Source organism: Affinirhizobium straminoryzae (genome assembly GCF_007004135.1).
In the GTDB taxonomy this organism is placed as follows: Bacteria; Pseudomonadota; Alphaproteobacteria; order Rhizobiales; family Rhizobiaceae; genus Neorhizobium; species Neorhizobium straminoryzae.
The window spans coordinates 1-13,030 of record NZ_VJMG01000055.1 but is presented as its reverse complement, the minus strand read 5'-3'; the positions used below and the strand labels follow the sequence as shown (position 1 = coordinate 13,030).

Annotated in this window: 11 protein-coding genes; 9 read left to right on the top strand and 2 right to left on the bottom strand. The window is 64.1% G+C overall.

Going from position 1 to position 13,030, the window contains the following annotated elements; genetic code table 11:
- The first annotated feature begins 76 nt into the window (after window positions 1-76).
- The 7 genes from FNA46_RS18030 (at window position 77) to FNA46_RS18000 (ending at window position 6,604) form a co-directional block, all read left to right on the top strand.
- A complete protein-coding gene (locus tag FNA46_RS18030; protein ID WP_143126598.1) occupies window positions 77-1,861 on the top strand; it encodes an ABC transporter ATP-binding protein in 1,785 nt (594 codons plus the stop codon).
- A gap of 77 nt (window positions 1,862-1,938) precedes the next feature.
- On the top strand, window positions 1,939-2,760 hold the full coding sequence (gene dapB, locus FNA46_RS18025) for a 4-hydroxy-tetrahydrodipicolinate reductase (RefSeq protein WP_143126597.1): 822 nt from the start codon (window positions 1,939-1,941) through the stop codon (window positions 2,758-2,760).
- A gap of 27 nt (window positions 2,761-2,787) precedes the next feature.
- Window positions 2,788-3,423 carry a 2,3-bisphosphoglycerate-dependent phosphoglycerate mutase gene (locus tag FNA46_RS18020; protein ID WP_143126596.1) on the top strand — a complete coding sequence of 212 codons (636 nt, stop codon included), beginning with the start codon at window positions 2,788-2,790 and terminating at the stop codon, window positions 3,421-3,423.
- Window positions 3,424-3,746: 323 nt separating this feature from the next.
- On the top strand, window positions 3,747-4,460 hold the full coding sequence (locus tag FNA46_RS18015) for a DUF1045 domain-containing protein (protein ID WP_143126595.1): 714 nt from the start codon (window positions 3,747-3,749) through the stop codon (window positions 4,458-4,460).
- Window positions 4,457-5,596, top strand: coding sequence for an alpha-D-ribose 1-methylphosphonate 5-triphosphate diphosphatase (locus FNA46_RS18010; protein WP_143126594.1), 1,140 nt, complete (start codon window positions 4,457-4,459; stop codon window positions 5,594-5,596). The genes FNA46_RS18015 and FNA46_RS18010 overlap by 4 nt, the downstream gene beginning before the upstream one ends.
- Window positions 5,596-6,204, top strand: a complete 609-nt coding sequence (gene phnN / locus FNA46_RS18005; RefSeq protein WP_143126649.1) for a phosphonate metabolism protein/1,5-bisphosphokinase (PRPP-forming) PhnN — start codon at window positions 5,596-5,598, stop codon at window positions 6,202-6,204. Before FNA46_RS18010 ends, phnN begins: the two co-directional genes overlap by 1 nt.
- 106 nt (window positions 6,205-6,310) lie before the next feature.
- Window positions 6,311-6,604: a hypothetical protein gene (locus FNA46_RS18000; protein WP_143126593.1), complete on the top strand. Its 294-nt coding sequence runs from the start codon at window positions 6,311-6,313 to the stop codon at window positions 6,602-6,604.
- A 37-nt stretch (window positions 6,605-6,641) separates the two neighbouring features.
- On the opposite strand, the gene polA is transcribed toward FNA46_RS18000, so the two are convergent.
- The gene (polA, locus tag FNA46_RS17995; protein ID WP_143126592.1) at window positions 6,642-9,635 is read right to left on the bottom strand and encodes a DNA polymerase I; all 2,994 of its coding nucleotides are present in this window, start codon (window positions 9,633-9,635) and stop codon (window positions 6,642-6,644) included.
- 556 nt (window positions 9,636-10,191) lie between these two features.
- Between polA and FNA46_RS17990 the strand changes: the two genes are divergently transcribed.
- Both FNA46_RS17990 and FNA46_RS17985 read left to right on the top strand, forming a co-directional pair.
- Window positions 10,192-10,695: a MarR family winged helix-turn-helix transcriptional regulator gene (locus tag FNA46_RS17990; protein ID WP_143126591.1), complete on the top strand. Its 504-nt coding sequence runs from the start codon at window positions 10,192-10,194 to the stop codon at window positions 10,693-10,695.
- A 50-nt stretch (window positions 10,696-10,745) separates the two neighbouring features.
- Window positions 10,746-12,128 carry a dipeptidase gene (locus tag FNA46_RS17985; RefSeq protein WP_143126590.1) on the top strand — a complete coding sequence of 461 codons (1,383 nt, stop codon included), beginning with the start codon at window positions 10,746-10,748 and terminating at the stop codon, window positions 12,126-12,128.
- Window positions 12,129-12,483: 355 nt separating this feature from the next.
- Here the strand turns inward: FNA46_RS17985 and FNA46_RS17980 are convergent, their stop codons facing one another.
- On the bottom strand, window positions 12,484-12,693 hold the full coding sequence (locus FNA46_RS17980) for a cold-shock protein (protein ID WP_143126589.1): 210 nt from the start codon (window positions 12,691-12,693) through the stop codon (window positions 12,484-12,486).
- Between the last annotated feature and the right edge of the window lie 337 nt (window positions 12,694-13,030).

Genomic DNA, 13,030 nt, shown 5'->3' with positions numbered 1-13,030 from the left:
GCTAGCCAAGCCTGCCGCGACTGGGTAAGACCGCCTCGCGGACAAGAATGCCGCGTTCTATGATAGGACCATCTTGTTGGAAGAAGCCGAAAAAGCCCAGCAACGCAATGCACAGCTCGATTCCGGTACGTTGACCAGCGTGCTGAAACGCATCATCGCCGAAAACGGCCGTGAACATGTGCGCGGTTATCTTTTCGCCATTCTGTGTCTCGTCGCCGTGGCTCTATCGACCGCCTTTACCGCCTGGATCATGGAATCGGTGGTGAACGAGGCCTTCGCCAACAAGCGCGCCGATCTGGTCTGGATCATCTGTGGCGCGATCTTCATCGCCTTCGTTCTGCGAGGCCTGGCGAGCTACGGGCAGGCCGTCACGCTCTCCAAGATCGGCAACAACATCGTCGCACAATATCAGAAGCGGCTCTATACCCACCTGATGAAGCTGTCGGTCGGCTTCTACAGCGAGTCCCGCTCGGCGCATCTCGCCGCCCAGATCAGCCAGAACGTCAACGGCATCCGCGACGTCCTGAACCTCACGGTCACCTCGACCGCCCGCGATTTTCTCAGCCTGATCGCGCTGATCTTCGTGATGATCACCAAGGATCCGATCCTGTCGCTGATCGTCTTCGGCGTGGCGCCGCCGCTGCTCTATGCCTTGCGCTACGTCTCGAGGCGCCTGCGCAGCGCCACCCGCGAATCGGTCGAGCTGAACAGCCACGTGCTCGGCGCGATGCAGGAAACCATTCAGGGTATTGCCATCGTCAAGGCCTTCACGATGGAAGAGGAACTCAGCCGCAAGGTCAACGGCATCATCGATGCCGCCGAAAACCGTTCCAACCGCATTGCCCGGCTGACGGAACGCACCTCGCCGCTGACCGAAACCTTTGCCGGCCTGTCGATTTCCAGCGTCGTCGGCTATGCCGCCTTCCGCTCGATCTATGATGGCGTACCGCCGGGCGCCTTCTTCGCCTTCATCACCGCGCTGCTGATGGCCTATGATCCGGCCCGCCGGCTCGCCAAGCTGCAGGTGCAGATGGAACGTGCCGTCGTGAATGCCCGGATGATCTACGCGCTTCTCGACCTGCAGCCGCAGCAGCGCGAGCGGCCCGGCGCGCCGGACCTGGTGGTGAGCGAGGCCCGCGTGGAACTGAAGGGTGTCACCTTCCGCTACGGCGAGGGCGACGCGATCCTGAAAGCCGTCGACATTGTCGCCGAAGGCGGCAAGACGACAGCGCTTGTCGGCCCCTCCGGTGCCGGAAAATCGACCATCATCTCGCTCATTCCGCGTTTCTATGACCCGTCCGAAGGCGCCATTCTGATCGATGGCCAGGACATTTCGCAGGTCACGAAGGCGTCGCTGCGCCAACACCTGGCTTATGTGTCGCAGCAGCCCTACCTGTTCGAGGGCACGATCCGCGACAACATCCGCTACGGACGCCCGGAGGCGAGTGATGCGGAGGTGGAGGAGGCCGCGCGCCTCGCCTACGCCCATGACTTCATCCTGGCCCAGCCGCAGAGCTACGAGACGCCGGTCGGCGAAAACGGCGTGACGCTGTCCGGTGGCCAGCGCCAGCGCCTGTCGATTGCCCGCGCGCTGGTCCGCCGGGCACCGATCCTGCTCCTCGACGAGGCGACCTCGGCGCTGGACAACGAATCGGAGGCGGCCGTGCAGAAGGCGCTCGACACGGCCATGAAGGGCCGCACCGTCGTCGTCGTCGCCCATCGCCTCTCCACCATCGTCAAGGCCGACAAGATCATCGTGATGGCCGAGGGACGGGTGATGGAGGAAGGCAACCACGAGAGCCTTGCGCGCCGCCCGGACGGGCTTTACGCTCGCCTCAACAATCTGCAGGCGCCCGTCTGACGGGCGCCCCATGGACCGCACCTTCCGGCGAGCCCTTCGCCACGCCAGATCCACACGACAGGGAGCCGCATTTCCGCATGAGCGAGCATGACATGAAGCTGGTGGTGGTCGGCGCCGCCGGACGGATGGGCCAGACCATCATCCGCGTCATCAAGGAAACGCAGGGCGTTGCGCTGCATGCCGCCATCGAGCGGGAAGGTTCCCCCTTCATCGGCAAGGATGCCGGCGAACTGGCAGGCGCGGGAACGCTCGGCGTACCGGTGACCAGCGATCCGCTGCAGGCCTTCCTGCATGCCGATGGGGTGATCGACTTCACCTCGCCGGCCGGCACGGTGGAATTTGCAGGGCTGGCGGCGCAGGCCCGCATCGTGCATGTGATCGGCACCACCGGTTGCGGCGAGGATGACGAAGCGCGCATTGCAGCCGCTGCCCGCCATGCCCGCATCGTGAAATCCGGCAATATGAGCCTCGGCGTCAACCTGCTCGGCGTTCTCGTGGAGCAAGCCGCGCGCGCGCTTCCGCCATCCGCCTGGGACATCGAGATCCTCGAAATGCATCACAAGCACAAGGTGGATGCCCCCTCCGGCACGGCGCTGCTGCTCGGCGAAGCGGCTGCGAAGGGTCGCGGCATCGATCTCAAATCCAGTTCGGTGCGCGTGCGCGACGGCCATACCGGCGCCCGTCCCGTGGGCTCCATCGGCTTTGCCACGCTGCGCGGCGGTTCGGTCGTCGGCGAGCATTCGGCGATCCTGGCCGGCGAAGGCGAACTCGTTACCCTCTCGCACTCGGCACTCGACCGCTCGATCTTCGCCCGCGGCGCGGTGGCGGCGGCGCTCTGGGCGCGCGACCAGAAGCCCGGCCTGTTTTCCATGCTCGACGTCCTCGGGCTGTCCCACTGATCCTTTGATCCCATACTGGAGGCATACATGAGCGGAACCCTCGTCCTCGTTCGCCACGGGCAGAGCGACTGGAACCTGAAGAACCTTTTCACCGGCTGGAAGGACCCCGACCTGACGGAGCTTGGCGTAAAGGAAGCCGAGACCGGCGGCCAGGCGCTGGCAGATTACGGCATCAAGTTCGACATCGCCTTCACCTCGGCGCTGAAGCGCGCCCAGGAGACCTGCCGCATCGTTCTCGAAAAGGTCGGCCAGCCGGATCTCGAAACCATTCGCGACCAGGCGCTGAACGAGCGCGACTACGGCGACCTCTCCGGCCTCAACAAGGACGATGCCCGCGAAAAGTGGGGCGAAGAGCAGGTGCACATCTGGCGCCGCTCCTATGACGTGCCGCCGCCCGGCGGCGAGTCCCTGCGCGACACCGGCGCCCGCGTCTGGCCCTATTTCATGACGGAAATTCTTCCGCGCGTGCTGCGCGGCGAAACGGTTCTGGTGGCCGCCCACGGCAATTCGCTGCGCTCGCTGGTGATGGTGCTCGACCGTCTGTCGAAGGAAGAGATCCTGAAGCTCAACCTCGCGACGGGTGTGCCGATGGTCTACAAGCTGAATGCCGATTCGACCGTCGCCTCCAAGGACGTGCTGGGCGACATGTCCGGCGCCCACTGACACATCCCGCCAGAGTCTTTCTCAGGCGCTGCCGGCATCCGGCGGCGCCTTTTCATTGGGGATCGCAGCTGCCGTCAGCGGCCGTACCAGTAGGCGCTGATCAGGCCGCTGGCGGCGAGGACAGAGAGGAAGGTGCCGATGAGGATGCCGGGTTCCATGCGAATTCTCCCGTTTTGCGTGTCGTGCCTGCCTTTCAATGCACGAGCGGCATAAAGAGTTGCACGAATCCGTTTCGGGAATGTTGATGCTTGACATCGTTGCGTCACGGCTTTCCGCTAGAGGGACCTTCTTCCAGTCCCCAGTCACGGGTGAGTCTCCCTCTCATGCGCCATGCCGTCTATTTCGCTCCGCCCCAGGATGATCCGTTGAACCGTGCCGCAGCCCTCTGGCTCGGCCGCGACGCATTTTCGGAACAGGGTATCTCGCCACCCGCCGATTCAGGCCTTCCCTTGGAGGAATGGCAGGCGCTGACGGCGGAGCCGCGCCGCTACGGCTTTCACGCCACGCTGAAGGCCCCCTTCACGCTTTCCTCCGAAAAGACGGTGGAGGATCTTGCCGAAGCCTTCGACACCTTCTGCAATCGAACGGCACCTGTGACGATCCCGAAACTCTGCCTGGCGGGGATCGGCCCCTTCTTCGCGCTGGTGCCGGACGGCGATTCGCAGGCAATCGACGCGCTCTGCGCCGAGATCACCCGCGCCTTCGAGCCGTTTCGTGCGCCGCTGTCGCCGGAGGATGTGGCGCGACGCAAGCCGGAGCGGCTCACCGAGCGTCAGCGCGCCCTGCTCGACGAATGGGGCTATCCTTACGTCTTCGAGGAATTCCGCTTTCACATGACGCTGACGGGGCCCGTGCCGGAAGATGCACGCCCAGGAATGCGTGCGCTTCTCGAATCCCGCTTTTCCACCTTTATCGGCCGGCCGCTTCCCATTGCCCATCTCGGCCTCTTCGTGGAACCCACGCGGGGTGCCCCCTTCCGTGTTGACCGCCATGCCCCCCTCGGCGGCACGCCGAATACCGACAGGAGCCACGCATGAGCCAGGAACTTATCCTGAAAAACGCCCGCATCGTCCTCGAAGACAGGATCGTCGATGGCGCCCTTCAGATCATTGACGGACAGATCGCAGATATTTCGGAAGGTGTGCTTGCGACCGGCGAGGATCTCGAAGGAGATTTCCTGATTCCAGGCCTGGTGGAACTGCACACCGACCATCTGGAACAGCATTATTCGCCCCGTCCCGGCGTGCGCTGGGATACGACAGCCGCCATCCAGGCGCATGATGCACAGATCGCGACATCGGGCATCACCACCGTCTTCGATTGCCTGCGCCTCGGCTCGGATGAGGATGGTGGCTTCGAGCGCGGCGAGATGCGGCGCCTTGCCGATGCGATCGAGGCGGCCGAAGCGGCCGGGCGTCTCAGGGCCGAGCACCTGATCCACCTGCGCTGCGAGGTGCCCTGCGCCGACGTGATCGACCAGTTTTCCGATTTCGAGGGTGATCCCCGCGTGCGGCTTGCCTCGCTGATGGACCATGCGCCCGGCCAGCGCCAGTTCCAGTCGCTGGAGCAATATGTCTTCTTCTACAAGAAGAAGCGCGGCCTCTCGGACGAGGCGTTCGAGGCCTTCATGAAGGTCAGAAAAGACGCCTCCGAACGCTATTCGGCCAAGCACCGTGATGAACTGGCGGCGCGCTGCGCCGAACGCGGCATCACGGTCGCGAGCCATGACGATGCGACGCTTGCCCATGTGGAAGAGGCCAGGGGCCATGGCGTGCGGCTGGCAGAGTTTCCGACCAGCCTGGAGGCGGCGCGCGCCTCGCATGCGGCGGGCATGAGCGTGCTGATGGGGGCACCGAATGTGGTGCGCGGCAAATCCCATTCCGGCAATATCGCCGCCCGCGACCTCGCGGATCTCGGCGTGCTCGACGTGCTCTCCTCCGATTACGTGCCGCTGAGCCTCCTGCACGCGCCTTTCATTCTGGCCGATACCGTTGAAGGGCTGTCACTGCCGCAGGCAATCGCCATGGTGAGCGCGACCCCTGCCAAGACGGTCGGCCTCACGGATCGCGGCCGCATTGCACCCGGCCTGCGCGCCGATCTGGTGCGGGTCCACCGGCAGGAAGGCGTTCCGGTCAGTCGCTCGGTCTGGCGTGCAGGACGACGGGTGGCGTGATGGGCAGTACAGAGGAGAAACCCGCAGCCGGCACACCGGAACATGCCGCTGGAGGCGGCACCATGGCCGTCGTCGTCGGCCCGAGCGGCGCGGGCAAGGATACGCTGATGGCCTTTGCGGCGGCTCATTTTCGCGACGAGCCGCGCCTTCGCTTCGTGCGCCGTTTCATTACCCGGCCCGCCGATGCCGGCGGCGAGGATCACGAAGGGGTCAGCTCCGAGGATTTCGCCGCCATGGAACAGGCGGGCGGCTTTGCCGTATCCTGGATGGCGCACGGCCTCCACTATGGCATTCCACGCCGCACACAGGCGGAACTGGCCGCCGGCATGGTGCTGGTCGCCAATGGTTCCCGCTCCGCTTTGCCGCACTTCCAGGAGGCCTACAAGAACCTGCTGGTGATCAATATTACCGCGCGTCCGGAGATCCTGGCCGAGCGTCTTGTGGTCCGCGGACGAGAAACACGGGAGGATATTCTGGCAAGACTGGAGCGAGCGCAGCTGTCCGTCGTCGGCGATTACAGTGTGGTGACCATCGACAACAGTGATGACATCGCGCGCGCGGGAAGCAAACTCGTGGATATTCTTTCGAAAGCGCTGCACAAAGCCTGAAAGCTCCCTGAAATGCGGGAGTGGCACAGAGGTTATTCCCTCGTTAGACTGGCGGCAGGCAGAAAGAGCGGCCGGTGAGTGGCACGCATTCCAAAAAGGAGTCCAGATGGCGCAATCCACGATCCGGGACATGCCGACCTATGAAGCGATCACGGCTCTGGAAGCCCGCCTCGTGGTCCTGGAAATCGTTACCATGTCGGCACTTGCCATGGTGATGGACACATCCGAGACGGCCGACAGGGAACAGGCCAACAGCCTGATGCAGCTCATCCTGCAGACGGTCGACCACCGCTGTGACGAACTCGGCCTTTCGCAGCAATGCCAGAAATCGGCACAGGACTATGCACGCAGCCTGCTCGGCACCGCCCTTTCGTCGCTTTATCCCGCCAGCCTGAACTGAGTGCAGGCCGAACGGCCTGCATTGTCATGCGTCAACCTCAGTGGGCTTCGTCCCAGTTATGGGCCGCACGCGCATCCACCTTCAGCGGCACCCGCATGGAGAGCGCCGGCATGGCGGCATGCTCCATGGTCGACACGATGACGGGCATCGCCGCCTCGATCGCCTCGTCCTCCACCTCGAAGATCAGTTCGTCATGCACCTGCAGCAGCATCCGCACACGCTCGGAAAGACCCATGCGGGCGAGCGCCGGCTCGACCTGCACCATGGCCCGACGAATGATGTCGGCCGCAGATCCCTGGATCGGGGCGTTGATCGCCGCGCGCTCGTTGAAGGCCCGCACCGAGGGGTTGGAGGACTTGATTTCGGGATAATGCGCGCGCCGCCCGAAGATGGTTTCCACATAGCCGTGCTCGCGGGCAAAGGCCTTGGTGTTTTCCATGTAGTCGCGGATGCCCGGGAAGCGCTCGAAATATTTCTTGATGTAGTCGCCCGCTTCCGAGCGTTCGATGCCGAGCTGGTTGGCAAGGCCGAAGGCGGAAATGCCGTAGATGATGCCGAAATTGATCGCCTTGGCACGGCGACGCACCTCCGACGGCATGCCTTCCACGGGAACGCCGAACATTTCCGAGGCAGTCATGGCGTGAATGTCGATACCATCGGCAAACGCCTGACGCAGTTGCGGAATGTCCGCAACATGCGCCAGCACGCGCAGTTCGATCTGGCTGTAGTCGGCCGAGAGGAGCTTGTGGCCGGGGGTTGCGATGAAGGCCGTGCGGATCTTGCGGCCCTCGGCATTGCGCACCGGAATGTTCTGCAGGTTCGGCTCGGAGGAAGACAGGCGCCCCGTGCTGGTGGAAGCCAGCGAATAGCTGGTGTGCACGCGCTTCGTTTCAGGATGCACATAGGAGGGCAGCGCGTCCGTATAGGTGCTCTTCAGCTTGGTCAGCTGGCGCCAGTCGACGATCTTGCGCGGCAGCTCTATACCCTGCGCGGCCAGATCCTCCAGCACCTGGGCCGAGGTGGACCACTGCCCGGTCTTGGTCTTGGAACCGCCGGGCAGCCCCATCTTGCCGAACAGGATATCGCCCAGCTGCTTGGGTGAACCGATGTTGAACCGCTCGCCGGCAAGCGCGTAGATTTCGTCCTCGAAGCTTGCCGCCTTCTGCGCCAGTTCGCCGGAGAGCCGCGAGAGAATCTGCCGGTCGATGGTGATGCCACGCTCTTCCATATGGGCCAGCACCGGCACCAGCGGCCGCTCGAGACGCTCGTAGACGCGGGTCAAGCCCTCGGCCGCCAGCCGCGGCTTCAGCACAAGCCAGAGCCGAAGCGTCACATCGGCATCTTCCGCCGCATAGGCGGTCGCCTTGTCGATATCGACCCGATCGAAGGTGACGGCGGATTTTCCGGAGCCGGCCACGTCCTTGTAGGCGATCGGCGTGTGGCCGAGCCAACGCTCGGAAAGCGTATCCATGCCATGCGCGCCAACACCCGCTTCCAGCACGTAGGAGATCAGCATGGTGTCGTCGAAGCCGACCATGGTGATGCCGTGCCGCTTCATGACGAGATAATCGTATTTCAGGTTCTGCGCGACCTTGAGGACGGACGGATCTTCCAGCAGATCCTTGAGGAGTGCCAGCGCCTCGGCCATCGGCACCTGCCCCTCGACGAGCTTCACGCCGTCGCTGAACAGGTCGTCGCCGCCGGCCTTGTGGCCGAGCGGCAGATAGGCGGCACGGATCGGACCCGCGGCGGGCGATGCAGCGTTGTCCTGAACGGCGAGCGAAACGCCGACCAGATCCGCCTGCATCGGATCGAGCGAGGTGGTTTCCGTGTCGAAGGCGACGAGACCCGTTTCGCGCGCGGCCGCGACCCAGCTCTTCAGCGTCGCGACATCGCGGATCGTCACATAGCCGGCACGATCGATGGGTTTACCCATGAAGGCTTCATGGCGGGCACTTGCAAGGTCTGCGGCCCTTGCGCCCTCGGCTTTCTCCGAGGCGGACGGACGGGCGTCGGCGACTGGACCGGAAGGCGCCGGATCGACAGCCTGTGCGTCGCCTGCCCCCGGATCGAGATCCGGGCCGCGGGCCTCCGCCCCCCATTCCACGGTGACGGTGGCCGGATCGATGGCGCCCGCATCGCAATCGCAGGCGTCCGCCACGCGGCGCGTCAGACTGCCGAATTCCATGGCCTTCAGGAAGGCGACCAGTTTCGGCCCGTCCTGCTTTTCCAGCACCAGCGCATCGAGGCCAAGCTCGAGCGGGACATCGGTGCGCAGCGCCACCAGCTGGCGGGAAAGACGGGCCAGATCGGCATTCGCGACGATATTTTCGCGACGCTTGACCTGCTTGATTTCGGAGGCGCGGGCAAGCAGCGTGTCGAGATCGCCAAATTCCTCGAGCAGCTGGGCGGCCGTCTTCGGACCGATGCCGGGAATGCCCGGCACGTTGTCGACGGAATCGCCGACCATCGCCTGCAGGTCGATCATCTTTTCCGGCGGCACGCCCCATTTCTCGATGACGTCGGGGATGCCGATCTGCTTGTCCTTCATGCTGTCGTACATGTGGACGTTCGGCGTCACCAGCTGCATCAGGTCCTTGTCGGAGGAAATGATGGTGACATCGGCGCCGATCGCCTCCGCCGCCCGCGCATAGGTGGCGATGATGTCATCGGCCTCGAAACCGTCGGTCTCGATGCAGGGCAGGTTGAAGGCCCGCGTCGCCTGGCGGATCAGCCCGAACTGCGGCACCAGCTCTTCCGGCGGCGCGGAGCGGTTGGCCTTGTAGTCCGGATAGAGTTCCTTGCGGAACGTCTTCGACGAATAGTCGAAAATCACGGCGAAATGCGTCGGCGTGACGCCTACGCTGGTATCGCGGGCATTGGTGAGCAGCTTCCACAGCATGTTGCAGAAACCGGAGACGGCGCCGACCGGCAGGCCGTCGCTCTTGCGCGTCAGCGGGGGAAGCGCGTGGAAGGCCCGGAAGATGAAGCCGGAACCGTCTACGAGGAAGAGGTGATCGCCTTTTTTCATGGGCGATGGATAGCGCGATGCAGGCCAAAGGTCCATTGCGCAGGCGCGATGCGCCCGGCAAAAAAGCAGGCTGTACCAATCAGGCAGACCGCAACACCGACCGATGCCGACCGTGCAACCCTCCGACCGGCAGGGGCTGCGGATGGAAAAGCCGCTCACCGCAACGTTACCCGGCCGTCATCGGAGCTTCCCTTGAAAAGCCGCATTGTGACGGCCATTTCCCTGAAGACGGCACTGATCACGCCGCCGTCTGACTGCAGGCTTGTCCCCCGCCGCGTCAGACCGGACAAAGGCCTTACCCCCTCTCCGGGCCTTTGTCCTCTCATCCGCCGCCACGGCCGTCCCCTCCGGCCGTGGCGGTTTTTGCATGTGGCACCCGAACAAGGGCGTGGTTGCCAAGGCAAGCACCAAAGAATATCGTGCTATCTATCCTGTGGTTGCAGCGAAGCGCCTGCTCCCCTCTAGACGCAGGCCCGTGCCGGGCTCGGCCGGGCCGTCTTCAGCGGCACGGCAGCCCGCTGTCTCGGCAGAGACAGGACGAGAGGTTGTCGGCGGCATGGGCTTTGAACGCTCGGATTCGGCACTGTATCTGGCCACGCAGCTGGCCAAGGGTCTCTCACGCGCCCTGCAGAAGCGGGCAACAGCGCTCGGCTTTTCTCCCGGACAGTTTCCCGTGCTGCTTGCCCTGTGGCAGGAAGACGGCCTCACGCAGCGGCAACTGCTGGACAGGCTGGAGGTGGAACAGGCGACACTTGCCAATACGCTGGCCCGCATGGAACGCGACGGGCTGATCCGGCGCAGCCCGCATCCGGCCGACCGGCGCGCCCAGATCGTGCGGCTGACCGAGCAGGGGCGGGCGCTGGAACCGGTGGCGACCGATGCGGCCGCTTGCGCCGACGACGAGGTCTTTTCGGGCTTCCGCCGCTTCGAGCGGGAGCTTTTGCTGGAATACATGCGCATGGCGATTGCCAATGCCCGGCGCATGGATCGGATACCGGAGCGCGAGCAAAGCCAGGTCGCCGACAAAGCGGCCACCGGTGGTTCCCTCGCGGGGGAATAACCGCTAACCTGACGGCCTTCGCCAATATTCCCCGCAAGGCAGTCTTCGCAATGACCGATCTTTCCACCGTTCTCGCCCGGGCCGACAGCAATCTCTCCTCAAGCCTCGAGCGGCTGTTCGACCTCGTGCGCATCCCTTCGATCTCGACCGATCCCGCCTACAAGGCCGAATGCCGCAGGGCGGCCGAATGGCTGGTCGCAGCGCTGACGGAACTGGGCTTTGATGCCTCGGTGCGGGATACGCCCGGCCACCCGATGGTGGTGGCACACCACGCGGCCGGCCGCGCCGATGCCCCGCACGTCCTGTTCTACGGCCATTACGATGTGCAGCCCGTCGATCCGCTCGAACTCTGGGAAAGCGATCCCTTCGATCCGAAGATCAAGGATCTCGGCAATGGCCGCAAGGTGGTGACGGGCCGCGGCACCTCCGATGACAAGGGCCAGCTCTTGACCTTCGTCGAGGCCTGCCGCGCCTACAAGGAGGTCCACGGCGCGCTGCCGGTGACGATCACCATCCTGTTCGAAGGCGAAGAGGAATCCGGTTCGCCCTCGCTGAAGCCCTTCCTGGAGGCCAACCGGGACGAACTGAAGGCCGAATATGCGCTGGTCTGCGACACCAGCATGTGGGACGGCGAAACGCCGGCGATCGCCGCCACCCTGCGCGGGCTGGTCGGCGAGGAACTGACGATCACGGCCGCCGACCGCGACCTGCATTCCGGCCTGTTCGGGGGTGCCGCCGCCAATCCGATCCACATCCTGGCCGAGATCCTGGCCGGCCTGCGCGACGAGACCGGCCGCGTGACGCTGGACGGCTTCTACGATGGCGTCGAGGAAACGCCGGAAAACATCAAGGCCAGCTGGGCAACGCTCGGCCGCGATGCCACAAGCTTCCTCGGCGAGGTGGGCCTGTCGGAACCATCAGGCGAAAAGGGCCGCTCGGTGCTGGAGCTGACCTGGGCCCGCCCGACCTGCGAAGTCAACGGCATCTGGGGCGGCTATACCGGCGAAGGCTTCAAGACGGTGATTGCCGCCAAGGCCTCCGCCAAGGTGTCCTTCCGCCTGGTTGGCACGCAGGATCCGGCGAGCATCCGCGAGAGCTTCCGCGCCTATGTGCGCTCGAAGCTGCCGGCCGATTGCCGCGTCGACTTCCACGAACACGGCGCCTCCCCCGCCATCCAGCTGGCCTTCGATTCGCCGGTGCTGACCAAGGCGAAATCGGCACTGTCGGAGGAATGGCCGAAACCGGCCGTGGTGGTGGGCATGGGCGGCTCGATCCCGATCGTCGGCGACTTCCAGACCTATCTCGGCATGGATTCGCTGCTGGTCGGTTACGGCCTGATCGATGACCGCATCCATTCGCCGAACGAGAAGTACGATCTTACCTCGTTCCACAAGGGCATCCGTTCCTGGATCCGCATTCTGGACGCGCTCTGATTCGCAGCAGCGCAAAAGGGCCTCCCGCCTGTCCTGCAGACGGGAAGCCCCAAAAAGCAAAAAGGCCGGGAGCAACCCGACCTTTCCTTCCCGTTTCTGTCCTGCCAGTACATCCGTGGTCAGCCACGAAACGGGGTTGGCATGTCGATCGCGACGGCGTCTGCCATCGCTGATGTCTCATCGTCGCTCGCTTCGGTTAACATCCCGTAAAGATATTCACCCTTGCTGATGGACGGTGCAGCCTGCTGCTGCCGACATCGATCGTCTTGCCGCTTGATCCTGAAATGGGAATGGCGCCCCGCGATTGCAAGGGCGCCATTCAGAAATCTCGCAAAAATGCGTCAGACAGGCCTGATCAGGCTGCCTTGAGGTGATCAGCCGAAACGCGGCCCGAACGCTTGTCGGTGACCAGTTCGTAGGCGATCTTCTGGCCGTCCTTGAGGCCGGAGAGACCAGCGCGCTCAACAGCCGAGATATGGACGAAAACGTCCTGTGCGCCGTCATCCGGCTGGATGAAGCCAAAACCCTTGGTGGCGTTGAACCACTTTACAGTACCAGTAGCCATTACGAAGTCCTTTCGCTCGCAACGTTGACTTGCCCCTCGCACGAATGCAGGGAGCGCGGAATGTCGAATTTGCAGGAAAGGTCTCGCGCGTCAGCGCGTCGTGCCGCTCGTCAAACAAATATCGATGCGCCTCAGGTAACGTCGGCGGGGGTACGGTGTCAAGACCGGCCCACGCGACATGATGGTCGCAGAGAGCATGCGGACTGCACGTCCCATCGCTGAAACGACTGGAATACAAGCTTTATAAGGATTGGCTGAAACGAAAGAAGCCTGGCGCGGGAGGAGGAGCGCCAGGCTTCAGAAACTGACCGGCAACCGGGAGGAGGAGGTGTTGCCA